At 55.2% G+C, this 24,256-nt stretch carries 25 protein-coding genes; 11 read left to right on the plus strand and 14 right to left on the minus strand.

Features of this window, described 5'->3' with window-relative positions:
- The first annotated feature begins 107 nt into the window (after positions 1-107).
- Complete coding sequence (gpmI, locus tag ACR0AO_RS24025) at positions 108-1,679, plus strand: 2,3-bisphosphoglycerate-independent phosphoglycerate mutase (protein WP_480609231.1); 1,572 nt, start codon at positions 108-110, stop codon at positions 1,677-1,679.
- 11 nt (positions 1,680-1,690) lie between these two features.
- Positions 1,691-2,878, plus strand: coding sequence for a phosphoglycerate kinase (locus ACR0AO_RS24030; RefSeq protein ID WP_480609233.1), 1,188 nt, complete (start codon positions 1,691-1,693; stop codon positions 2,876-2,878).
- Positions 2,879-3,134: 256 nt separating this feature from the next.
- On the opposite strand, the gene ACR0AO_RS24035 is transcribed toward ACR0AO_RS24030, so the two are convergent.
- Complete coding sequence (locus tag ACR0AO_RS24035; RefSeq protein WP_480609234.1) at positions 3,135-3,806, minus strand: GntR family transcriptional regulator; 672 nt, start codon at positions 3,804-3,806, stop codon at positions 3,135-3,137.
- Between the two features lie 117 nt (positions 3,807-3,923).
- Here ACR0AO_RS24035 and ACR0AO_RS24040 point away from each other — a divergent pair, with 117 nt between their 5' ends.
- From ACR0AO_RS24040 to ACR0AO_RS24055, 4 genes are all read left to right on the plus strand, one after another.
- Positions 3,924-4,922, plus strand: a complete 999-nt coding sequence (locus ACR0AO_RS24040; RefSeq protein ID WP_480609236.1) for a TRAP transporter substrate-binding protein — start codon at positions 3,924-3,926, stop codon at positions 4,920-4,922.
- A 76-nt stretch (positions 4,923-4,998) separates the two neighbouring features.
- Positions 4,999-5,484 (plus strand): TRAP transporter small permease, encoded by a 486-nt coding sequence (locus tag ACR0AO_RS24045; RefSeq protein ID WP_480609238.1) that lies wholly within the window; start codon positions 4,999-5,001, stop codon positions 5,482-5,484.
- Between the two features lie 10 nt (positions 5,485-5,494).
- A complete protein-coding gene (locus ACR0AO_RS24050) occupies positions 5,495-6,778 on the plus strand; it encodes a TRAP transporter large permease (protein ID WP_480609239.1) in 1,284 nt (427 codons plus the stop codon).
- 47 nt (positions 6,779-6,825) lie between these two features.
- Positions 6,826-7,971: an alpha-hydroxy acid oxidase gene (locus ACR0AO_RS24055; RefSeq protein ID WP_480609241.1), complete on the plus strand. Its 1,146-nt coding sequence runs from the start codon at positions 6,826-6,828 to the stop codon at positions 7,969-7,971.
- A 24-nt stretch (positions 7,972-7,995) separates the two neighbouring features.
- Here the strand turns inward: ACR0AO_RS24055 and ACR0AO_RS24060 are convergent, their stop codons facing one another.
- The 13 genes from ACR0AO_RS24060 to ACR0AO_RS24120 form a co-directional block, all read right to left on the minus strand.
- Entirely contained in the window at positions 7,996-8,409 is a 414-nt protein-coding gene (locus tag ACR0AO_RS24060; RefSeq protein WP_480609243.1) for a methylglyoxal synthase, read from the minus strand.
- Positions 8,390-8,908: a 2,4'-dihydroxyacetophenone dioxygenase family protein gene (locus ACR0AO_RS24065; protein WP_480609245.1), complete on the minus strand. Its 519-nt coding sequence runs from the start codon at positions 8,906-8,908 to the stop codon at positions 8,390-8,392. The genes ACR0AO_RS24060 and ACR0AO_RS24065 overlap by 20 nt, the downstream gene beginning before the upstream one ends.
- A gap of 9 nt (positions 8,909-8,917) precedes the next feature.
- On the minus strand, positions 8,918-9,619 hold the full coding sequence (locus ACR0AO_RS24070; RefSeq protein ID WP_480609247.1) for an SDR family NAD(P)-dependent oxidoreductase: 702 nt from the start codon (positions 9,617-9,619) through the stop codon (positions 8,918-8,920).
- Positions 9,616-10,242 (minus strand): 2-dehydro-3-deoxy-6-phosphogalactonate aldolase, encoded by a 627-nt coding sequence (locus tag ACR0AO_RS24075; protein WP_480609249.1) that lies wholly within the window; start codon positions 10,240-10,242, stop codon positions 9,616-9,618. Before ACR0AO_RS24075 ends, ACR0AO_RS24070 begins: the two co-directional genes overlap by 4 nt.
- On the minus strand, positions 10,239-11,159 hold the full coding sequence (locus tag ACR0AO_RS24080; protein ID WP_480609251.1) for a 2-dehydro-3-deoxygalactonokinase: 921 nt from the start codon (positions 11,157-11,159) through the stop codon (positions 10,239-10,241). Before ACR0AO_RS24080 ends, ACR0AO_RS24075 begins: the two co-directional genes overlap by 4 nt.
- Positions 11,140-11,829, minus strand: a complete 690-nt coding sequence (locus tag ACR0AO_RS24085) for an RraA family protein (RefSeq protein WP_108861947.1) — start codon at positions 11,827-11,829, stop codon at positions 11,140-11,142. The genes ACR0AO_RS24080 and ACR0AO_RS24085 overlap by 20 nt, the downstream gene beginning before the upstream one ends.
- Positions 11,830-11,841: 12 nt before the next feature.
- A complete protein-coding gene (locus ACR0AO_RS24090; protein WP_480609253.1) occupies positions 11,842-12,873 on the minus strand; it encodes a C-terminal binding protein in 1,032 nt (343 codons plus the stop codon).
- Entirely contained in the window at positions 12,866-13,360 is a 495-nt protein-coding gene (locus ACR0AO_RS24095) for a lactoylglutathione lyase family protein (protein WP_480609254.1), read from the minus strand. Before ACR0AO_RS24095 ends, ACR0AO_RS24090 begins: the two co-directional genes overlap by 8 nt.
- A 22-nt stretch (positions 13,361-13,382) precedes the next feature.
- On the minus strand, positions 13,383-14,171 hold the full coding sequence (locus tag ACR0AO_RS24100) for an SDR family NAD(P)-dependent oxidoreductase (RefSeq protein ID WP_480609256.1): 789 nt from the start codon (positions 14,169-14,171) through the stop codon (positions 13,383-13,385).
- Between the two features lies 1 nt (position 14,172).
- Positions 14,173-15,174, minus strand: coding sequence for an ABC transporter permease (locus ACR0AO_RS24105; RefSeq protein ID WP_171180813.1), 1,002 nt, complete (start codon positions 15,172-15,174; stop codon positions 14,173-14,175).
- Positions 15,171-16,694 (minus strand): sugar ABC transporter ATP-binding protein, encoded by a 1,524-nt coding sequence (locus tag ACR0AO_RS24110; RefSeq protein ID WP_480609258.1) that lies wholly within the window; start codon positions 16,692-16,694, stop codon positions 15,171-15,173. The genes ACR0AO_RS24105 and ACR0AO_RS24110 overlap by 4 nt, the downstream gene beginning before the upstream one ends.
- 84 nt (positions 16,695-16,778) lie before the next feature.
- On the minus strand, positions 16,779-17,813 hold the full coding sequence (locus ACR0AO_RS24115) for a sugar ABC transporter substrate-binding protein (RefSeq protein ID WP_480609260.1): 1,035 nt from the start codon (positions 17,811-17,813) through the stop codon (positions 16,779-16,781).
- Positions 17,814-17,839: 26 nt separating this feature from the next.
- Positions 17,840-18,709, minus strand: coding sequence for an SMP-30/gluconolactonase/LRE family protein (locus ACR0AO_RS24120; protein ID WP_480609262.1), 870 nt, complete (start codon positions 18,707-18,709; stop codon positions 17,840-17,842).
- A 106-nt stretch (positions 18,710-18,815) separates the two neighbouring features.
- On the opposite strand from ACR0AO_RS24120, the gene ACR0AO_RS24125 reads away from it, so the two are divergent.
- The 5 genes from ACR0AO_RS24125 (at position 18,816) to ACR0AO_RS24145 (ending at position 24,166) form a co-directional block, all read left to right on the plus strand.
- A complete protein-coding gene (locus ACR0AO_RS24125) occupies positions 18,816-19,487 on the plus strand; it encodes a GntR family transcriptional regulator (protein WP_480609264.1) in 672 nt (223 codons plus the stop codon).
- A gap of 135 nt (positions 19,488-19,622) precedes the next feature.
- Complete coding sequence (locus ACR0AO_RS24130; protein ID WP_480609265.1) at positions 19,623-21,188, plus strand: sugar ABC transporter ATP-binding protein; 1,566 nt, start codon at positions 19,623-19,625, stop codon at positions 21,186-21,188.
- A gap of 2 nt (positions 21,189-21,190) precedes the next feature.
- A complete protein-coding gene (locus ACR0AO_RS24135) occupies positions 21,191-22,177 on the plus strand; it encodes an ABC transporter permease (RefSeq protein ID WP_174818509.1) in 987 nt (328 codons plus the stop codon).
- Between the two features lie 56 nt (positions 22,178-22,233).
- The gene (locus tag ACR0AO_RS24140) at positions 22,234-23,229 is read left to right on the plus strand and encodes a substrate-binding domain-containing protein (protein WP_480609267.1); all 996 of its coding nucleotides are present in this window, start codon (positions 22,234-22,236) and stop codon (positions 23,227-23,229) included.
- Between the two features lie 52 nt (positions 23,230-23,281).
- A complete protein-coding gene (locus ACR0AO_RS24145) occupies positions 23,282-24,166 on the plus strand; it encodes a hypothetical protein (RefSeq protein WP_480609268.1) in 885 nt (294 codons plus the stop codon).
- Positions 24,167-24,256: the final 90 nt, after the last annotated feature.

Consider the following 24,256-nt stretch of genomic DNA (forward strand, 5'->3'; position numbering starts at 1 on the left):
GGCATCCATGCCGAACGCGACGCCACGGTCAAGGCCGTCCACATCCAGCCCGGCGGACAGATCGACGCAAAAGACCTGCTGATCGAACTGGGATAGGGAAATTCTTGATGACTCTCCAAAAACTCTCGTTAACTCAAAATAACACAACTGCTGTGATCATTTTGGACGGTTGGGGAATTGGCCAGGCACTTCCTTCCAATGCTGTCAAACGTGCGCATACACCAATAATAGACGGCATCCTTGAAGAGAGTTCAAACTCCTCCGTGTTGACACATGGTGAAGACGTCGGCTTGCCCGCCGGCCAGATGGGAAACTCTGAGGTGGGGCACACGAACATCGGGGCTGGCAGGGTTGTCGAGATGGACCTCCCGCGTATCAACCGGGTGTTTGACGATGGCAATTGCGGCACCCTTGACGGTATCAAGAATTTTGTCGGCAAACTGAAAGAAAGCGGCGGCAAGGCCCATCTTTTTGGGGTGCTGTCCGACGGAGGCGTCCATGGCGATCAAAAACACATTTCGGCTGTTGCTTCCGTGGTCGCCAGCAACGGTATCGACGTGTTGCTTCATCTGGTGACCGACGGTCGGGATGTCGCGCCGAAGTCTGCATTGAACTACCTCGGGATGCTGCGCTCAGAGCTGAGGTCCGGTGCGCAATTTGCCACCATCGGGGGCCGCTATTTCGCAATGGACCGGAACAACAACTGGGGTCGAACAAAGACGGCACTTGAAGTTCTTCTTGGAAACGGTCCCGTCTTTTCCGATCCCGAAGCGGCGATTGATTATTTCTACTCTGATGGCCTCACAGATGAATTCTTTCCGCCCGTACGCGTCGGTGCATTTGGCGGGATCGAAGATGGCGACGGCTTCCTGTGTCTCAACTTTCGCGCTGATCGCGCCCGGCAAATTCTGGCGGCGCTTGGTGATCCCGAATTCGCCGAATTCAACGTGTCCGATCGTCCGCGCTTTGGGGCATTGTCCGGTCTAGTCAAATACTCGGATCGCCATGACTGTTATATGGATACGATTTTCCCCGAACTCGAAATCCGCAACACCCTGGGAGAGTGGGTTGCCAAGGCTGGCCGAAAGCAACTTCGGATCGCGGAGACCGAAAAATACCCGCATGTCACATACTTTCTGAACGGCGGGCGGGAGGAGCCTTTTCCGAACGAGGACAGGATCCTTGTGCCAAGCCCTGACGTCGCAACCTACGACCTGAAACCAGAAATGTCGGCGGTGGAAATTGCGCATAAAATCAGGAAAGCAATTGAAACCGCCGAATACGATCTGATTGTTGCAAACTTTGCGAACCCCGACATGGTTGGTCATACAGGCGATCTGGACGCCGCCATAAAGGCCTGTGAAACCGTCGACCACTGCCTTGGTCTCATCTTGGCCTCAAATGGCGCGGATCAGGTGCGTTTTCTTGTCCTTGCTGATCATGGAAACTGCGAAATGATGACGGACCCGGTGACGGGCCAGCCACACACATCGCACACGACCAATCCCGTTCCGATTTGCCTGATCAATGCCCCCGACCATCTGAGCTTGAGGCCAGGGGGCCGCCTGGGCGACGTAGCTGTAACAGTTCTGGGGCTCATGGGACTGGAGCCGCCTTCGGAAATGACGGGACATTCGCTTCTGGTGGCAAAGAGTGGTGCCACCGAGGCCGCGGAATAGAGGAGAAATAGATGAACATCACCGATCTCACCTCATCGGAATTGTCGGGAAAGCGGGTCCTGCTGCGACTGGATCTAAACCTGCCGCTGGATAACGGCAGAATTACCGACATGACCCGCCTCGAACGTAGTGTGCCGACTATCAATCACGTTGTAGACAACGGCGGTCAAGCCGTCATTCTCTCGCATCTTGGCCGCCCGAAGGGAACTGCGGATCCGAATTTCTCTTTTGCTTCTCTGTTTGGACAGGTCCAAGCGAAAATCGGGCGCGACTGTCAGTTTCTGGACCATCAGGGCAAACTGCCCTTGCCTGAGCTGACCCGAGATCAGATCGATGCCGAGGTGCTGATCGTCGATAACACAAGATTCTTTTCAGGTGAACAAACGGGTGATGCGGTGCTTGCTGAAGCACTTTCCGAGCTCGGCGATCTATTCTGCATCGATGCCTTTTCCGTTGTGCATAGAGCCGATGCGAGCGTCAATGGAATTAACGCTCATTTGCCAAGCTGCATTGGACCATCACTTGCCTATGAGCTTGAGAATTTGTCGGCATCTCTGAAACAGGCGAAGGGCCCGATTGCGGCTATTGTTGGCGGAGCCAAGGTATCGACGAAAATCGCCGTTCTTACAAACCTTATGCAAAGGGTAGATCATCTGATCGTGGGTGGTGGAATGGCAAACACCTTTCTTGCGGCCAAGGGTCACGACGTTGGTAATTCACTTTTTGAGCCCGACTATGTGTCGGTTGCATCGAGCATGATAATGCAAGCTGAGAAACAGGGGTGCCGCCTATATCTGCCTTGCGATGTCGCAACACATTCCGAGTTCTCGGCAACCGAAAATCCGCGCCATCGTCTGGTTGACGCGATACCCGACGACGAAATGATCCTCGATTTTGGTCCAAGTAGTACGCAAGAGGTTCAAGATATCGTCCGTGGCGCCAAAACCGTTATCTGGAACGGGCCTTTGGGTGCATTCGAGCTATCACCGTTTGACGCGGCGTCTCGTGCTGTCGCTATGACTGCGGCCGAAACCTGCTTCGAAACCGGTGCCCGCGTGGTCGCGGGAGGAGGAGACACTCTGGCCTTGCTTAGGCAATGCGATGTGATCGATCGGTTCACGTTTTGCTCAACTGCTGGCGGTGCTTTCCTGGAATGGCTGGAAGGCAAAGAACTTCCCGGACTGTCGGGCGTCAACTGACAGTTCTCTGGGCGCATACGACCTTTGCTCCGCTTCAAGTCGTTTAACTCTACATCTGCGAGGCTAGATGAAATCGAAGGGTTCTGTTGCGAATTTTAGCTGGTCGAGGTGACCCCGCTGTTCCAGCGGGTTAGGCGACCAATTCAGCGAATTGACGAAATGGACAGATTCCGGGTCTGAGTTGACCTTTTCTGAGACATCTCCAATTGCTGTCCAATGCGCTTTTGATGAACTCAGGGTTCTGTAGCTAAGACATCTATGTTTGATTGACACCGACCAAATCGGAATATGAACGCTCACCACGAGTGATTTGCCGTTTGAGGGTGTTTTTTGCTGCTTTGACCTTACCCTGGCTTAGAAGCTCTGTGATCGCTTGATGTTCCCTAAGTGACTTCGTCGTTCGATCGGAACGCTTGGACAGATGCGTCCGCATAGTTTGGACGATATCGCTGACTTTTTGATAACCATCCTGCAGATAGCTGTTGCCGCAGTATCTGAAAAAGGCGTCGTGAAACTCTGCGTCAAGTTCCAAGTACTGCTCGAATGCATCAGCCTCCTGAGCTTCAGACATCTTCGAAACAAATTCAGCAAGCTCATCAATCAGAACGGTGCAGTTTTTATCAAGCGCCTGCTCCAAAGCTGCAGATTCAAGGATGAACCTATACTGGCAAAGTTGCACCACGTCCCCTTGAGAAAGAGAGAATACGAAGGCTCCTCGATGAGGAAAGATCTGAACGAGCCCCTGAAGATTCAAAGCCGATAGCGCTTCGCGAATCGGAGTTTTGCTGATGCCCATGGCATTTGACAGCTTCACTTCCGGCAACGATTCACCCAATTGAAACGTGCCATTGATAATGCCTTTTCGGATGTGTTCTTCAGCAGTTTTACTCAACGAATCCGGGCGCTTAATCTGCGAAATCTCGGTCATTTTCACTTCGTCCTATTTCGTCTCTTTAACACAATAGCACATGTACGCTTGATTTCTATATTATATCTGATATCTCAGATGGTAGATCGAAAATAACTAAATCCATGGGAGGATACCTTGTTCAACAAATCCACATTCGCGTTTGCCGCCGTCATGTCGGCCGGGCTTGCCTTTGCAGCTTCCGCCGAAACGGTCATCAAAGTTGGGCACGGTGCCGCTGAAGCATTCCACATGCATCGTGCACTCTTGAAGTTCGAAGAACTGGTTGAGACCGGCTCGAACGGCGAGATCGATGTCCAGATCTTCCCATCCTCGCAGATGGGCCCGGACCGCGAGATGATTGAAGGTGTTCAAACCGGCGTTCTTGAAATGGCCATTCCCCCGTCTTCGTTCTTCGCAGGTTGGGATCCGGCTTTTGCAGTGATCGAGCTTCCCTACATGTATGCCTCCAAAGACATCGCCTTTAATGTTCTTGATGGTGCGGCCGGTGATGGAATGCTCGGACGGGTCGAAAATCAGGGGCTGGTCGGTCTTGGTTGGCTTGAATTGGGTGTGCGCAACGTGACCAACAATGTCCGTCCGGTTGAAACACCTGAAGACCTCGAAGGCGTCAAGCTGCGCACGATGAAGGTTCCGGCGCATGTGGCAACATTCGAGACACTCGGCGCCAACCCGACGCCGATGAACTTCGGCGAGGTTTACTCTGCCCTCCAGCAAGGCGTGATCGACGGGCAGGAAAACCCGCTGGCGATCATTACCTCACAGCGTTTCTACGAGGTGCAGAAATACCTTTCCACCACGGGCCATGTCTTTGCGGTCTACATGCCGGTCATCTCCAAGCCGTTCTTTGACTCGCTGCCTGCAGAGCATCAGCAACTGATCCGGGACTCGATGGCCGCCGCACGTGATTATCAGGCCGAGCTGGTCGCCAGCGAAGATGCGGAGCAGCTGGAACAGATCCGCGCCGCTGGGGTCGAGGTTCTCGAACTGACTGCAGAGCAGAGACAGGCTTTCGCCGACAAAACCGAAAGCGTTCGCCTGCAATATCGCGATGAAGTTGGCGCCGAAGCCTACGACGCTTGGGTCGCGGCGGTATCCGCAGCAAGCGGAAGCTGACCCGCGGTATACTCAGCCAATCCGGGCACCCGTGCCATGCAGGTTCGGGCGCCCTTTCGTTCAAGGGAGGTGAACGATGTCGGTTATCAAATGGATCGATATGAATGCCGAAAAGGTCTTAGCCAGCGCGCTCCTGGCCGCGATTGTCGTGTTGATCTTTGGCAATGTGTTCATGCGCTACATCATGAATGCCTCTCTTTCATGGGGCGAAGAGCTAACACTTTGGCTGTTTGTCTGGTTCGTCTGGCTTGGTGTCAGCTATGCCTTCCACACAGGCGATCATGTTCGCATCACGATCCTGCGTGATATCCTGAGTGAGCGGACGAGGCTTTATGCAGATTTTGTGATCGCGCTTCTGGTCCTTGGGTTTCTGATCGTTCTGACAATTGAATGCATCAAGCTGATCCGGCAGCCCTTTGTAGCCAGCCAGACCTCAGTTGTTCTGGGGCTTCCGATCCCGATCCTGTATGCCTCAGCGCCGGTTGGTGCAGGCCTGTCCGCGATCCGCGTCACTCAACATCTGATTCGAACCCTGCGTCTGATCGCAGGGACCAAAGCGTGAGGAACCCCGAATGCTTGCAACAACGCTTTTCTTGACGCTCTTTGCCCTTTTGCTCTTCAGCGTGCCAATTGGCATCTGTCTGGGTCTTGCGACAATGATCGTAATGGTCTTCGTGGATGGCACGCCGCCGATGGTGCTTTTGGCGCGCTCGGTGGTAACAGGCGCAGACTCGTTTCCGCTAATCGCTGTTCCCTTGTTCATCCTCGCGGGTGACTTGATGCAGCACGGTGGGATGTCGCGCCGTCTGGTTGGGTTCGCCAATGCACTGATCGGTCATATCCGGGGTGGGCTGGCTTATGTGAACGTGCTCGCCTGCGTGTTCTTTGCCGCGATATCCGGCTCGTCTCCTGCAACCGTAGCCGCCATCGGATCGAACATGATCCCCGAGATGGAAAAGGTCAGCTATACGCGCAAGTTCAGCGGCGCATTGACAGCATCCTCGGGGATGATCGGCGTTATGATCCCGCCAAGTATTCCCTTCATCATCTATGGCGTTACTGCCGAGGTTTCGATCGGCAAGCTGTTCCTCGCAGGTGTTGTTCCTGGCGTCCTTTTTGCCCTCATGTTCATGTTGGTCGCCCGCATCCTGCTGCGAAAGGACGCTGTTGTTCAGCAATCGACAACCACGTTCTCAGGCCCGGGCGTCTGGCAGAGCTTCCGGTCTTCCATCTGGGCGCTTCTCGTACCCGTGATTATCCTTGGGGGCATCTACAGCGGCATCTTCACCCCAACCGAAGCCGGTGCCGTGGCCGTGGTTTATGCCGCTTTCATCGGCATCTTCGTCTATGGAGACATCACCCTCAAGGACCTGCCAGAGGTTTTGGCGGGCAGTGCAAAGACCAGCGGGACCATTCTGATACTGGTGATCATGGCAACCGCCTTTGGCAGGCTGATCACGCTTGCGCGGATCCCGACGGAACTCGCCACAACGATCACCAGCCTGTCCGACAATCCCATCATCATTTTGTTGTTGATCAATCTGCTTTTGCTGGTGATCGGCATGTTCATGGAGACAATTTCGTCGATCATCATTATGACACCGATCCTGCTGCCGGTTGCAACAGCACTGGGCGTCGATCCCATCGTCTTTGGCGTCATTCTCACGGTCAATCTGGCCATCGGATTCTGCACGCCACCTTTGGGAGTAAACCTGTTCGTGGCCAGCAGTATTTCGAAGGTTTCCATCGAAAGCCTCAGCCGGGCGATCCTGCCATTCTTTGCCGGCATGCTGATCTTGTTGATGTTCATCACCTATGTGCCCGCAATTTCCTTGGCCTTGCCGTCTCTTTGGTGACCGGCTGAAGCCCTTCTAACGTTAGGCAACAACACCAGAGGACCCAGATGGATCTGGACCTATCCCACCCGTCGATAGAAGACCTTCGGAAAAGCGCACAAAAGCGCATTCCGAAGTTTGCCTTCGAATACCTCGATAGCGCAACCGGACGAGAACTGGCGTTGAAGATAAACCGTGACGCACTTGATGCCATCAGATTCATGCCGCGCGTTCTGTGTGGTCGAACAAAAGCCAACCTTCAAGCCACGCTGATGGGTCAAACTTACGATCTTCCATTCGGGATAGCACCGGTAGGCATGTCCGGCCTAATGTGGGCGGGAGCAGAGCGGATGCTTGCAAAGGCAGCAGTTGCTCACAACATTCCGTTTTCGTTGTCCAGCGTTGCGGTTGCTTCACCGGAAGATGTGGCACCTTACATTGGCAAAAACGGGTGGTTTCAGCACTACCCTGTGAAATCTGCAGAATTGCGCCGCGCGATGCTGCCGAGGATTAAGGCAGCGGGATTTCATACGCTGATCATCACAGTGGACGTTCCAGAAGAGAGCCGGCGCGAACGACAACGCCGCGCCAACCTGACCGTGCCTCCAAAAGCTGACCTGCGCACGCTGACAGAAATGGCGTCACGACCCTCCTGGTGCCTTGCGCATCTGCGCGAGGGCATCATGCCACGTATGCGGTTCTTTGACGATTACGTCCCCACGCGCGGGCGAGAAAGCTTTACACATGCAGGCGCTCTGATCCGTGGGATTCCAGATTGGGACTACCTGCGCGAGCTGCGGCAGGAATGGGAGGGTCACCTGATCGTCAAGGGTGTCCTGCGGCCGGAGGACGCGCAAAAAATGGTGGCGGAGGGCGTGGATTGCATCTGGGTCTCAAACCACTCCGGGCGTCAATTCGAAGCCGGACCCGCCGTGATTGACCAACTCCCGAACATCCGCGAGGCGGTCGGAACAAATGTGCCACTGATCTACGACTCTGGCGTTGCCTGGGGATTGGACATCATGCGTGCCCTGGCGAAAGGTGCAGATTTCGTCATGGTCGGACGCGCCTTTCAATATGCCGTTGCAGCGTTCGGAGCACGAGGGATCGACCATCTCGTTCACATCCTGAAAGCTGACATTGAGGCCAACATGAGCCAGCTTGGCAGCGAAAACCTCGGCAGTCTGGCAGAGCACCTTCTGAGGACTAGCTGATCCGCAATTACGGCGTGCGGCTTATCAGGCAGGCGTTTTGTCATCCCCGTCAATCAGCCCCTTGACGATCAGATCTGCAGTTGAGCGCGAACAAGCCATTGGCAGATCATAAACCGTTGCGAGACGGGTCAGAGCCTTAACGTCGACATCGTGTGGCATAGGTGAGAGAGGATCGACAAAGAAAATTAGTGCATCAACTCTCTCTTCACAGATCATGGCACCGATCTGTTGGTCGCCTCCGAGCGGTCCACTTTTCAAGCTGGTCACATCCAGTTCTGGATAGGCTTCTTTGATGCGGCTGCCGGTTGTCCCTGTCGAAAAGATTTGCACTCGAGAAAGGCGGGACTGTTGAAGCCCCACCCATTCAACTATTTCGTCCTTTCGCGCGTCATGGGCCACGAGCGCGAAATGCGGTGCGTCACCGGATAAACTGGTCAACGTAATCTTCTCCAAGTCCGACTTCCGTGAAGTGTTTGCGGCATAGATCAATCTTGGTGAAGACATCTTCATACCCAGTGACCTCACCCCATGGATCAACATAGCACATCACGCCGTTGACCTGGAAATACGTGACCATTTCTTCGACATCGTCCGGGACGACCAATGTATGAGTCTCACCCGGCGGTTCGTAAACATAACCCCCTTCTTCAGCCACCCAATCATGTTCCAGATAATGCCAACGCCCTTTGAGGACGAAGCCGTGGACAGGTTGCGGATGACGGTGGCGCGACAACACACCGGCTCTGCGCACTTTTAGAAGGTTCATCCAATAACCCTGCGATCGGTTCAGGCAGAGCGGTCGGAACCAGACGTTTTCCGCCTGCGGAACCCAAAGCTTGTCATCTTCGCTCATGGCATTCGGAATCACTATCTCTTCTTGCGCATCCTTGGGGAACGGCAATTGATAAGGCATTCGGGCGGTGTCGTCGTCATTCATTGATTTTCCTCACATCGCAAGATAGCCGCCATCAACCGGATAGATCGATCCGGTCACAAAGCTGGCGTTTTCACTCAGAAGCCATTGCACAAGTGCGCCGACCTCTTCGGGTTTTCCCCAACGTTTCATCGGCGTGCGCGCCATGATCCCCGCCGTTCGCTCCGGGTCTTCCCGAAGGCCTTGGGTCATCTCTGTCTCGATCCACCCCGGCGCGATGGCATTGACCCGGATGCCGTTTTCGGCCCAGCGACCTGCCAGCGCCTTGGTCAATTGTGCCACACCGCCTTTTGAAGCTGAATAGGCCGGCACCAGAGGCCCACCAAAGGTACTGAGCATGGAGGCCGTATTGACGATGGCCCCACCTGTTTCCGCTAATAAAGGATGGGCGGCAAGGCAGCAGCGCATCGTACCAGTCAGATTCACATCAAGCACCCTGGCAAACACGTCGATGTCGTACTCTTCGCCACGCAAAAGAATACCTGCGCAGTTCACCAATGCATCGAGACGTGTGAGATCACTAAACACTGCATTGATCGACGCCTGATCGGTGACATCCAGAATCTGCACCTTGATCCCGTCCTGGGGTCCGAACGCATCCAATTCGGATTGGGAGGCGGATGCGGCAATCACGGACCAGCCTGCCTCGGCCAACGACCGCACAACACCCGCACCGATTCCTCGCGTGCCGCCCGTGACCAGGGCCTGTTTCATCCAAGTTCCTCCAATACACTGGTGAAGGCGCGCGCGCGCCTGCCGATATCATCCAATGAATAGCTCGGTTTGAACAGCGCGGAACCAAGCCCGTATCCATCCGCACCCGCGGCATGATACGTGGCTATCGTATCCGGCGTTATGCCCCCTACCGCAGCGACGACTGCTTCTGCGGGCAATACCGCGCGCATGGCCGCTATGGCAGCAGGCGGCACCATTTCCGCCGGAAAGAATTTGAGGACCGAGGCTCCGATATCCAATGCCGCAAAGGCCTCGGACGGGGTCATAACGCCCGGGCACCAGTGCAGCCCCCGCGCGACAGCTGCGCGCCCGACGTCCGGGTTCATATTGGGTGACACGATGATCCGCCCACCCGCATCTCCGACTGCCGCGACCTGATCCGTAGTCAACACTGTACCAGCGCCGACTATGGCTTGAGCACCATGTTTCGCGACGATCTGCGTAATCGATTCCAGCGGGTCCGGTGAGTTGAGCGGCACTTCGATTATCCGAAATCCGGCATCGAAGAGTACGTCAGACACCGGGCGCGCATTTTCTGGTGCCAGCCCCCGCAAAATCGCAATCAGCGGATTCTCAGCAAGAGCTGCGGTGAGGTCAATCATCCGACCAACCCCGCAGCGCGAGCAATCAGAAAATGCCCTTTCGCAACGATATCATCTGGCGCGCGACGGCTGTCGAAACCAGCAGTTCGAAGTGCTATTTCGTAGCGGACGGACAAATCGCTACGTCCAACAACAGTGATCGTGCCGACATCTTGTAATTCGCCGGTCGCGGCAGCAACCTCCGTCCCGATCAACAAGCCCGACAAGTAGTCGGCCGTAGCAACCTTCGGGATTTTGCCCATGAGAGGAAGCGTACGAACATGAAACAGGCTGTGCAGCAAGTTCGCTTCACCACTGAGGCCCGCCTTTACGCCCATCACGAATGCGTCTTCGCTGAAGGAGTCCTCCTTCATCAAAGTGCCAAGGATCGTGTGTTCTTTCAGCGCCGAAAAGATTTCACCTGTCATGTAAGTCGAGAAATCCACGATCTTCCCATCCGCAACCTGAACCCATTTGCTGTGCGTTCCCGGCATCACGAACATACCTTCACTCAAGCCTAGCGAAGATGCCCCGATGATCTGGGTCTCCTCGCCGCGCATTACGTCGGGTCCTCCGGCATGTTCTGTCGAAGCACCAGTCACAAAATGAATACGCGCTCCGTTGGCCGCTTCGTGCGGGACCAACGCTCGCGCAAGACCGCCAGCACCCAGAGGTATTTCGGCATATTGCGTTTCTACCCAGCCATTGCGGCTGGTGATCATGCCAGATGCCAGGATCGGCAGGTTAGCCTTGGCGACCCAAGGGCCGATGAGACGATCAAGGACCGCGTCAAAGGTTTGCCCCGCAACCTGCATGATACCTTCAGGCGACGAGACCCCATCGATCACCTCGCCCTCCGCACCAATGAGAAATGCACGGAACGATGAAGTGCCCCAATCTACGCCGATCAGCGCTGGCTCAGATGCGACCGAATTCATTCAGCAGATCCTCAACGGTTTTGCCTTGGGCCACCCATTTACGGGTTTCCTCCTCACGGTCAGCTTGCTCTTGAGCAAGGCGCACGGTTTCTTCGGCAATTTCCTGTGGAACCACGACGACGCCCATAAGATCAGCTACAATGAAATCTCCGGGGTTTACCACGACGCCCCCACAGGCGATTGGCACATTTATCGAAAGTTCTTCTTTACGTTCTGAAAACATCGTGTGCGTTCCACGCGGCGTGATCGCACGCGTCCAGATTGGCCAGTTGATGTCTTCCAGCTCATCTGTATCGCGTCCCGTGCCATCAACGATCATACCGCGTATGCCACGGTTCTTGGCCAGGCCGCCCATTAGACCGCCGCAGACTGACGTTTGACGATCACCACCCGCGTCCACGACGATCACGTCCCCGGGTTGTCCCATTTCAAGCGCTCGCAATGGGTCGACCAGATCGCCTTTTGAAAGCTGAACCGTCACGGCCTGGCCTGTCACCTTGGCGCGGAAAGCAGGCTTGATGGCGCTGTCCATCACGCCTGTTCGGTACTGCACATCCGCAAAAATGGCAGCAGCAGAGTACGCCTCCAACACCTTGTCGAATTTTTTGAGAAGTTCCGGGTTTCTTTCAAAATCATTGAAAACCCTAAGGTCTGTGCTGACGTCTGGCATTCTTGTCTCCTGTTATGCGGTAGATACGGCCAATGCGTCGGCATTGACTGTGTAGTCGGGTTTTTGTCCTGTCAGGACCTTGGCCACTTGCGTAGCCGCGGTAACCCGCGCTGCGTGTATTGATTCCTCGGAATAGTAGGCGGCATGTGGTGTTACGAGGACGTTGGGCAGTGTGAACAACGGGTTGTCATCAGGCGTCCAGTTGGCGCGCTTGGCTGGCTCTTCTTCGGGGTCGTCGAGCCCTGCAGCAGCCAGATGGCCTTCGGTCAGCGCCCGGAACAGGGCTTTGTTGTCGACCGTTGGTCCGCGTCCAGTGTTCACGAGTATCGCACCGGGTTTCATGACCGAGAATTCGGCATCCGACAAAAAGTGATGCGTGTTCGGCGTCATCGGCGCCTGCATCAGGATATAGTCGGACCTTGCCAGCAATTCAGGCTTGCTCACCAGCTCGACCCCAATCTTTGCCGCGACTTCTCTTGGCAAATACGGATCGTAGGCGATGACCGTAACTCCGAAAGATTGCGCCCGCGCTACGATGGCTTGCCCTATTTTTCCCAGCGAGACGACACCCATCGTCCGCCCGCGCAACCGGTAGACCGGCTGCCCGCTTTGCCACTGCCAGACCCCTGCATGAGTGGCCCGATCGTAGTCGGGCAACTTGCGCGCTAGGGTCAACCAAAGCGCAATCGCGTGATCGGCGACTTCTTCGGTGCAATAGTTTTGCACATTGGTGACGAGGATGCCTTTTTCCGTTGCCGTGCCGACATCCACGATATCTACGCCTACGCCATAACGCGCAATGACCTCGCAGTTTCGCATCCGCGTGATCGTTTCTTTCCCGATCCGGGCATATTGGTTCATCATCGCTGCGCAATGCGGCGCGACATCAAACAGGTCTTCCTGGCGCTTGGCCTGAAGCGCGATCACCTCGGCTCCTGCGGCTTCCAGGATTTCCGTCTCAACGGCAACATCACCAAAGTCGTAATCGGTTATCACGACCTTGGGTTTGTCCGTTCTGGGGGGAAAGTCGGCGCGATCAGTCATAAGCACCCGCCGAATAGGTCAATTCGTACGAGTGGCTGTAGAGCTCGAAGATGTTGCCAAACGGGTCTTCCATATAGACCATGCGATAAGGCTTTTCACCTGGGTAATACTTGCGCACTTGGTTCATGCGCTGGCGCCCGCCCAGGTCTTCGATAACCTTGATGCGGCCTTCCAGATCCTCGTCCTGTACGCAGAAATGAAACAAGCCACGCCGCCAATATTCAAACGGGCGTTCTTCTTCGACGGTCTTCGGGAACTCAAACAATTCGATGCCGACACCGTCGCCCATCGACAAATGCGCGATGCGGAAGCTTCCCCAGCCTTCCCCAAATACATCGTCGCACATCTGACCGATGGCACTTTCGTCATGCAGGATTTCAGTTGGTTCCATCAGCACGTAAAGGCCGAATGCCTTGGAATAGAACTCCACGGCTTTTTCCAGGTCGGGAACTGTGATGCCGATGTGAGAGAAAGTGAGAGCGGCCATGTAGGGCTCCTCCAGTTAGAAGTTAAAGAATGTTGCGAACGATGCCGCCTTCGATCCGGTGCGCAGAACCATTGGAGGCTGTGCTTGCTGAGATCGTGACGATCATGCGGGCGACTTCGTCTGGTTGGACAAAGCGCTGTATGAGCGATGTGGGCTCATCTGATTTAAAGTAATTGTCGACGATGGTGTCGAGCGGCTCACCCTTCTGATCGGCGAGGCCGTCAAAATAGGCCTCGACACCTTCTGTCCAGGTCGGACCAGGCAAGATCGAGTTAACCCGGACTTTTGTACCCTTTGTCAATTCTGCCATGCCACGTGTCAGACCTAACATGGCAGTTTTAGTGACAGAATAATGCACCATCTGAGGTAGTGGTTTCACTGCCGCTTCGCTGGCCATGTTGATGATAGATCCCTTATCCCGGCCAAGCATGTCTGGCAGGAAAATTCGGCTCATCCGAACGGCAGACAGGACATTGATGTTGAAATAGTGCATCCAGTCGTCATCCGTGAGATCCTCGAACGGCTTAACCGAAAAGATGCCGACATTATTCACAAGAACATCCACCGCACCACGCGCGCGGGCAAACTCCGCCAGAGTTTCCGCATCAGATGTCTTGGTTAGGTCGGCCGCAATGCCTTCGACGTCGCCCAGAGATGACAGGTCGTCGACGCAGTCGGACACTTCCGCCGCGGTCAGGCCATGCACGATGACCCGCGCGCCCTCTTCCAAGTAGACCCGGGCAGTGGCTTTGCCGATGCCGGAACCTGAACCAGTCACCAGGACCAGTTTATTTTTGAGCCCCAGATCCATCTCAGGCCTCCTTCTTAACGTTAGATGACTGCTGCGATGAAGGGCGGCCGAACATTCGACCCATCAAGGCCGAAATCTCCGCGCGCCACATGTCTATGCCGACGGCCAACAGAATGATCAGGCCCAGCACGATATTCTGAACCGAAGATGGCGCAGCGTTTAGGTTCAAACCATTCTGGACGATAACGATTGTCATCGCCCCCATCAGCGTGGCGAGGATGTTGCCGCGGCCGCCTGCAAGGCTGGCTCCGCCGACAACAGCGGCGGCAATGGCCTGAAGTTCCAGCGTCTGGCCATAGTTGGGCGAACCAGAGTTGAGGCGCGCTGACATCAGGATCGCACCAACCGCAGTCATGAAACCCGCGATGACAAATGTCGTCGTCTGAACTTTACGTACGTTGATACCTGTCAGAACGGCAGCGGCTGGGTTACCACCCACGGCATAGATCTCACGGCCGAGTTTCGTGAAGTTCATAGTGAACGCGGCAAGGACGTAGAAGAACACGAGATAGAAAAAAGGCATCGGAACACCGAACAGCTTTCCGTAAAAGATTGGCTCTAACGCTGGATCCAGCGAAAAAATCGGCGATCCATTGTTGAAGGTCAGGGCAAGGCCCCTGAAGGCAATCAACGCCGCCAATGTTGTGATGAAAGATGGGATACGCCCATAGGCTGTTATCAGCCCAATGAATAGGCCAAGCAATCCGCCCATGAGGAGAATGAGTGGCAATGCCAGAACCAGTGGAATGCCGATGAATTTCAACATTTGCGCAAGGATCATGGTCAGCAAAGCCACCATAGACCCGGAACTCAGATCGATGCCCGCAGCGAAGATCACGATGGTAGAGCCAATTGCGATCAAGGCCACGATGCTTACCTGTAGGGACAGGTTTGAAAGGTTACCCGGGTTCAGGAAGCGTTCGGTCGTAAGTGCCACGATCAGTGCGACGATCACCATTGCTGCAAATGGTCCGATCAACTGGGTGTCAAAAATCCGCTTCATGCGAAAGCCTCCTTAGGCTTGGATTGAGGAGTGTCGGCGGACGCGCGCACAAGGTCGTCATGAGTAAGGTCGGATGCATCGACCGTGCGAACTATCGTTCCGTGCTGCACGACGGCAATCCGATCGCTCATCGCAAGCAACTCATCATGGTCTGAACTGATCAGAATGATCGATTTTCCCGCCCGAGTAAGCCTGTTAATCAGCTTGTAAACAGCGATCTTGGCGCCGATATCGATCCCCTGGGTCGGCTCATCAAGGATCAGGATGTCCGAGGCTGAAAACAGCCAGCGTGCAATCACGATCTTCTGCTGATTTCCACCAGACAAGAAGTTGACCGTCTTTTCCTCGGCCTGGGTCGAGATTTCCAGATCGCGGATCAGGTCATGGGTGGCTTGCTCTTCCGCCTTGAGATTCAAGACACCGAACCGGCTTAGCCCGCCGAGGGACGCTGCGGTGACGTTCCCGCTTGCGCGGAAATTGAAGAACAACCCGTCAAACTTTCGGTTCTCTGGAACTAGAGCCAAACCCGCACGGATCGCATCAATTTCCCGGCGAAAGCGAACCGGTTTGCCGTTCAGTGATATCTGCCCGGCGGTTAGCTCATCTGTCCCGAATAGGGCGCGGGCAATCTCTGTGCGGCCACTGCCCAATACACCACCCAAGCCCAGAACTTCACCCCGGTGCAACGAAAACGATACATATTTCACGCCCGAATGGGTGGCCAGACCCGCCGCCTCTAGCACAATATCCTTGGTCGCGTTCTGCTCCTTCGGATAATGCTCACCAATGTCCTCACCGACCATTGCGCTGACAATCTCAGAGACGTTGATCTTGGTCTCGCCACTTGCACGCACAACACAGCCATTGCGCAGGATCGTCACTTCATCAACGATCCGTTCAACCTCATCCAGCCTGTGCGACACATAGAGAATAGCGGTGCCGCGCTCACGCATATTGCGTAGTAGCTGGTGCAGGCGCTCAATTTCATCTTCACCCAATGCCGCTGTCGGCTCATCCAGAATGATCATGCGGGCGTCCATCGCGACGGCTTTCGCGATCTCGACCAGTTGTTGCTCGCCTACCGATAGCGAGCCGGTGATGGTCTCGGGAGAAACATCGACATCCATTTCCGCCAGAACGCGAGCGGCTTCGTTGTGGACCTTGGTCCAGTCGATCACACCAAAGCGGGACCGAGGCATATTGCCAAGGAAGATGTTCTCGCCAACCGACAAGGTGGGCACGATAGAGAATTCCTGAAAAACTGTTGCGACACCCAATTCACGTGCCGCCTGCGGGTCGCTGATCGTGACCGGCTTGCCATTGTGCAGGATTTGACCGCTATCGGGTTGCTGCACGCCGGACAGAGTCTTGATCATAGTCGACTTGCCACAGCCATTTTCACCCAGCAGCCCATGAATGGAACCGGGCATAAGCCGGATGCAGACCTTGTCATTCGCCAAAACCCCAGGATAGGCCTTGGTGATATCGACAAACTCCCAAAGTGGCGTTGCGGGTGTCATTGCGATTGCCTCAACAAAAGTGAAATTCGGTTGGTTTGCGACCCGGCAGCACGCGCACGCGCCACCGGGAAGCGGGGAGAAAGCTCAGTACTCTTTGGACGGCTGCGGGAAGAGCTTTTCTGGCTCTTGCAGCACGCTGATCGCGCCGTCTTTGTCTTCAATCGATGTGGGCGTTTCGATCCAGCCGCCGGGATAGGACCCGTTGAGCGCATCAATGGTAGCGTGCATGGCCGCCTTACCCATCAGGAATGGTGAGGTGTTGACGGTTGCCGTGATGTTACCAGCCGCGATTTCTTCAAGGCCAGACGTGTCGCCATCGTTGCCCAAAAGAACGATGTCATTGCGGCCGAGTGCTTTCGCAGCAAAGGATGCCCCAATGATCATGTAGTCGTTCGCCGCGAAGATCATGTCGAGATCGGGGTTCGACTGCAGGATGTCCATACCAGCAGTGTTGCCGCCCTCAACGTTCCATTTACCGTCAATAGACACCACAACGTCGAAGTTTTCGTTGCCCTCGATACCGTCGAGGAAGCCGCCCACACGTTCAGTCGAGTGATAGCCAGGCTGCCCTTCGATAATGCCGACCTTCAGCGGTTGATCACCATAAGTCTCAATGGCCCAGTCGGCGATGGCATGTGTGCCATTGCGCTGAGAGTACCCGACCACGCCATGAATTGGTGTCGGGAAGTTCGGGATGTCCGAATTGATCATCAGAACTGCCATGCCCTTGTCGACGGCCTGCTTCAGCAGTGGTGCAGCAGCAAATTCGTCGTGTGTACCAAAGATGATCGCATCCACATCCTGCGTCAGCACATCCTGGATCATACCCATTTGGCCGTTGATGTCCGCACCGGACTGGGGCGCAAGCATGAAGACTTCGACTCCGACCTCAGCAGCAACCGCTTTGATGCCTTCACCGATAGCGATGTAGTAGTTGAACTCAGTCGCCGGCGGCATATACGCGATCCGGAACGTTTCGTTCTTGGGTTCAATCGCGTCGATCGGCGCTTGTGCCCCGTCCTCAAGTGGAACAGGTACTGGATAATTTTCCGCCAAAGCGACCGTTGCCAGCGTGGCGAACCCCGCAGCAAGCGTTGTGGTCATAAGCGTTTTCAACATAGTCTTCTCCTCCAGAATTTCGTTGGTTATCCGTTGAATGGCGCGTCGATCACGCCACGAGCGCCGGGTTTCACAGCAAAGAGGCCGCCGGATTCCGGTTCTTTTGTTAAAGCTGCTTCGTCACTCATCAGCCTTGAGGTCGTGATGAACAGCGTGTCGAGATCAGGGCCACCGAAAGCACAACAGGTAGGCTTCCAGACCGGCACCTCGATCACGCGATCTATCGTGCCGTCGGGTGCGACGCGAACAACGCGATGGCCTTCCCATTCGGCGTTCCAGACACCGCCTTCGGCATCGACGCAGGACCCATCGGGCAAGCCGGGCTCATTTTTGAAAGAAACGTGCTGCCGACGGTTCGAAACGGTTCCACTGCCGGTGTCGTAATCAAATGCGACGACTTCCCGATCCGGGGTATCAGCAAAGAACATCGTGGTACCGTCGGACGTAAAACAAGTCGAATTGGCGCAAGACACTCCTTCGATGATCGTCTGTACACTCAAATCCATATCGACGCAGATGACTGACGAATCGGCCTTACCAGAAACTTCGTTCATGCCTCCAACGATCAATCGCCCCTGGCGATCGGTTCGCCCGTCGTTCAGCCGTGTCTCCGGGTTGTTCGGCTCGAATCGCGTCACGAGGGTTTCCTCGCCTTGGGGCGAATCGAACAAGACAACTCGGTCCGCATAAGCAACGATCAGCCCGCCAGATGCACGCGGTGCAAAGCAACACACGCGCTCCGGCATCTCATGAGATGTGGTTTTTAATGTTGCAGGATCAAATGACCAAAGCGCACAGCCCTCAATGTCGGTCCACCAGACAAGACCATCGGCGGGATTCCAGAAAACCCCTTCCCCGTGCTGGTTCCTACAATCGACGACCAATTCTGCGCGCACTTTTTGATCTCCTTAGCACATTCTGATATCTGATATACCAGCTTGCCTAATCTGGTGTATCAGATATCTTGCATCTGGCAACACCTTTTTTTGGAGATATCCTCAGATGGCGCTTGAGAGACCCAAGTCTTTGCGTGAACTCGCACTGGAACATTTGCGGAATAGTATTATCGATGGCTCCCTGAAAATGGGTCAGGTTTTGTCGGAGCGAAAAATCTCCGAAGAGTTGGGCGTATCGAAATCACCAGTCCGCGAAGCACTCGCTCAATTGCGTGACGAAGGGTTGGTCAGCATCGAACCTCAAAAAGGCGCACGCGTGTTTTCGCTGTCTGAGCCGGAAGTGACTCAGATCTGTGACTTCAGACAGGCAATCGAAACTGCCGCCTTTGAACTTGCGTTGTCGCGGAACCCGGAAGGCCTTGCCGATGACATGCAGCGTGTAGTGAGGGACATGGAAAAGGAACGCAGGCGAGGCAATGAAAAGGGCTACCTTTCACTGGATACCACGTTTCATCAGTTGATTTTCGAACATGCCGGGAACGATTACCTGACTGCAAGTTATACACGCTATGTTGGTAAGATTGCAGCATTGCGGACCCATTTAGCTAAGCTACCGCAGCACACCGACCTTTCCTTTGAAGAGCATGCGAAAATTGCTATTTCCGTTCGCGAAGGCGACATGGCCGAAATCAAATCCCTGCTCACAGCTCATATTGATCGCACCAGACAAGCCTACAAAAGCGCCGCTATCGTCCTCGAAGGAGCGGCCGCATCCTAGCAAAAACGTAGCTTCGTTGTTACGGGGGCGGGCCAGAACGGCGGCGCCCCTTTCTTTTGGGCACCTCACGGTCTTTTCTTTTTCAGTTGACATCTGAGATATCAGATGCCAATCAAAAGGCGGGAGGAGACTTGTATGACGCCAGCAATGAAACCCGACTCACTCAGGTCACAGCCACTGATCCAACTGGATCGGGTTGGCAAAAGCTTCGGGACGAACATTGTCTTGGACGGTGTCGACTTTGAATTAAGGCCCGGCGAAGTGCACGCGCTTTGTGGTGAAAACGGCGCCGGAAAATCCACCTGTCTCGGCCTGCTTTATGGGCTTCACCAGCCGTCAGCCGGGCGTATCCTGTATGACGGCAAGGAACAACGGGTCGAAAGCCCGTCGCATGCGCAATACCTGGGCATCGGCTGTGTTTTTCAAGAACTCAGCCTCGCTGGCGCGCTCTCTGTTGCGGAAAACATCTACGCGGGACGCGTGCCCACTCGGTTTGGCGTAGTAGACTGGCCTGAACTGCGCCGTCGAGCGGAGGCGTTGCTGGCAGAGTTCGGTCTGGATATCGACGTCTCAACACCCGTGGAAAACTTGCCAATTAGCTCCCGCCAGATCGTTGAAATCGCCAAGGCGCTGTCGCTGAATTCCCGCGTCCTTTTGCTGGATGAACCGACATCGGCATTGGCACCCGACGAAGTAGACGCACTATTCGAAGTCCTAAAGTCCCTGACAAAAAAAGGGATTGGCATCGTCTATGTCAGCCACCATATGGCCGAGATTTTCCAGATCTCGGATCGCATTACCGTTTTACGAGACGGGCGCCACATCAGCACTTTGCCGGTTTCGGAAACCTCTCAGGAACAAGTCGTTGCCGAGATGATCGGCGGCGCTCACCCCGGTGATGTCACGCGGACAGGTAAGGTTAACGGCGAAGAGGTTTTGCATGTCCAAGACCTAACCCATCCAGGTGAATTCGAAGACATTTCTTTCTCCATTAAAGCCGGAGAGATTGTAGGCATGGCAGGGTTGATGGGCGCTCGCCGCAGCGAGATTGTTCGATCGATTGTCGGGCTGATGCATGGCGCGACCGGGGAGATCAGACTTCACGACAAGCCTGTTAACTTTGCGTCCTTGCGGCAGGCGATGCGTGCTGGGGTCGGGTTTGTTCCCGAGGAACGCAAGACTGAAGGCCTCTTTCTGGAACAATCACTCAGCGACAACCTGATCGCGGCCAGTCTTTCCGATCATGCGTCTGCTGGGTTCATGCGTTCAGGCTCGATCAAAGCATCCAGCCAAGCAGCCATTAACGCGTTCAGTGTCAAAACCAGCGGGATTAACGAACTTGTTGGCGATCTGTCAGGGGGCAATCAGCAAAAGATTATGTTGGCCAAGTGGCTCAAACGCGCGCCAGCTCTTCTGATCATTGAGGAGCCCACAAAAGGGGTCGACGTCGGAGCCAAATTCCAAATCCACACGGAACTTTTACGTCGTGCAGCCGAAGGCATGGCCATCCTAGTCGTGTCATCCGATTTTCCCGAACTTGTCTCTCTCTCAACCCGCATCCTTGTCGTCCACGACGGTCGCCTCATGGGAGACATCGCTGCCGCTGAGGCAAACGAAACCACTCTTCTTCAAATGGCCGCCGGAAATTCCGTTCCAATTGTGGACGCACCCCAAACAAATCAATCAGGAGTCGCGACGTGACCATGACCGCTCAAGCCAACTTGCCCATGAAGCGTCCGCTGCTGCGCCGTGTTTTGCAAGCTTTTGTCGATATTCGTGAACTGACGCTGATCGTTCTGATCGCCGCCATCATCATCGTGATGTCCAACGTTAATCCCTACTTCCTCAGCTTCTCGAACTTTCGAGCCGTGGCCGTGGGCATGGCCCCCACCGCGATCATCGTGATCGGTATGGCGATCCTACTTGCATCCGGCGGGTTCGATCTTTCCGTCGGGTCGGTTATGGCCTTGTCTTCTACCGTCGTAGCCATGCTGCTTTTGACTGGCATGCCAATTCCGCTCGCTGTGGTATGCGGATTAGTGCTGGGTGGAATTGTCGGTGTAGTGAACGGTTTGCTGGTGACCGGCCTCGGGATCAATCCGCTAATCGCGACCCTCGGCACGATGTCGATAGCGCGAGGGATCGCTCTTGTCCTGACCGAAGGTTTTTCTGTCTCAAGCCTCCCTGCATCATTTGCCTGGATCGGCAAAGCCGACATAGGCGGCTTTCCGGTAATCGTCTTGTTCACCATTCTGCTCGTCGTCCTGTTTGACCTGGCCGTCCGCCATACACGCTTTTTCCGTCAGGTCTATTTCATCGGCGCCAATGAAAAGGCCGCGATGTTGTCAGGCATCCATGTCACCCGCGTGCGTATCATTCTGTACGCACTGACCGGTATTCTGGCTGCTTTGGCGGGTGTATTGCTGGCCTCCCGCCTGATGAGCGGTACGCCCACGGCAGGCAACGGTATCGAACTTCAGGTTCTGGCGGCGGCTGTCATCGGTGGCGCATCCCTGCGCGGCGGCGAAGGTACTATTCTTGGTGCTTTCCTCGGCGTCGTTTTCGTTGCGCTGATCAACAACACTATGACGATGCTGGCCGTATCGATCTACTGGCAGATGATCGTCATCGGCGGTGTACTCGTTACAGCGGTTGCCTTGGACATGCTGATCCGAAGCAAACGGGGCTAAGCCCGAAGCCTTCCAAAACTCAACAACAACCAAAGTTCCAAAACAGGGAGACTACGATGACTGAATTGAATGTGAAACGGCGCGGGCTGCTGACAGCGGGCACCACCGCTGGATTGGCCGCAGCGTTCGGACTGCCCATGCTGTCCAAAGAAGCCATGGCGCAAGCGGCCGGCAAGGAGTATGTTTTCCTGTCCATCGTCACGCAGGTGCCTTTCTGGGTGGACTATCGCAATGCGATGGAAGACCTTGAAGAATTGATGGGCATCAAGGCCACATTCACCGGCCCGTTGGATTTCGACACGGCCGCACAAGCACGCCAATTGGATGAACTGATCGCAAGACGTCCCGCAGGCATCCTTATCTTCCCCGGTGATCCAGCCACTCTGGCCCCCGGCGTCGAACGTGCGGTCGAGGCGGGCATTCCGGTCACATGTTGTATTGGCGATATTCCCAACAGTCCCCGGTCCACATTCCTTGGTATCAACGGCGTTCAGGCAGGACGTGTCGGCGGCGAAATGCTTGCGCAAGCGATTGGCGGTAAGGGCAAGGTTATCCTCGGCACTTTCCCAGCCCCCTCCACATTGGAGCGGGTCGAGGGGTACAAACAGATCTTTGCCGAGAAATACCCGGATATCGAAGTGGTCGACGTAGTCAACGACAAGGCCGACCCGTCCTATGCGCCGACAGCCTACCTTCAGGCCATTCAGGCGAACCCGGATATTGTTGGCATTGGCGGCACGGACGGCGACAGCGGAAAAGGCGCTGCAATTGCCGTCAATGAGGCGGGACGCAAGGACATCAAGATCGTCGCGATGGACCGAAATGATGATATGCTTCCCTATATCGAAGATGGCACAATTCACGGCGCTGTGGCTCAGAAATCCTATCTGGAGATCTTTCTCGCCTTCCACATGATGCATTGGCAGAACACTGACGCGCTGAAGGTCTTGCCCGATTGGAAGGCGGCAGGCATCAATCCTTTACCAGAGCGCGTTGAAACCGGGGTAATGCCGATTACTGCCGAAAACGTCGTCCAGTTCAAGCACACCTAAGCGATTGTCCCGGTGCATTCTGTCGCGCCGGGAAACCGATAGGAGGGGGTATATGTCGGACAGATGGAGCGTTCTTCACCTGCAGCAAAGCGATCTGCGGCTGACACTCCTGCCCGGCATCGGGGGCCGCTTATGGGATGTAAACTTCCAAGGTTGCTCCCTCTTATTTCAAAACGCAGATCTCGACGGTTTGGATGTCGATGACACACGGCTTGCTGATCTGCCCACACGCTCTGCACAATTTGGTTTTCCGCTCTGGGGCGGCGAGAAGACTTGGATCGCCCCGGATACATCATGGATAAACGGCGCTCCGTTTCCCGCGTTGGACAGCGGCTCTTACCAGATCACTTTAAGAAGCAGCACTCGTATCGACATGACCAGCGCAATATGCCCGACCTCGCACTTGTCGGTGTCGCGCCGCATCACACTGACCTCCGAGGAGAGCTGGGATATCGAACACATCGTGGCCAACCATGGGACCTCCTCGCGCCTGACCGGCATTTGGTCAGTCATGATGCTTAACACCCCCACCAAGATCGGTGTCGAATTGGAAGACCCTGCATTTTATCCTGTTTTTGGCTCTGCCGAAGGGATGATAGCTACGCACGGCAATGGCATTGTCGTGGATTGCGACAGACAGCAGGAATTCAAGGTCGGGCTACCGAACCCCAACGGTCGTACACTGATACGGTGCGGCCGTGATACCCCCTTGCTGATGTGCTCGGTACCAGAACCTCAACAGGGCGATCAATTTGCACACGACTATCCGTTTGAGGTCTTTAATTCGGGCGATTACGCCTATTGCGAGGCGGAGTGGCACTCCCCGGCACGCAACCTCGCACCGAATGAAACGCTGAGTTTTCGGCAGACGTTCCGCCTCTTGGCGGACGAGGATGCATCTCAAATGCCATTGGGACGGTATCGCCAAGTTGCCTGACAATCTTTCCCGCGCTATCCGCTTGGGATGAAGATTCCGACCAACATGCCTCGCCTGAAGGGCTTTCGCTTTCCTCGCGAAATCATCGCC

This window comes from Ruegeria sp. AF8, from assembly GCF_056541825.1.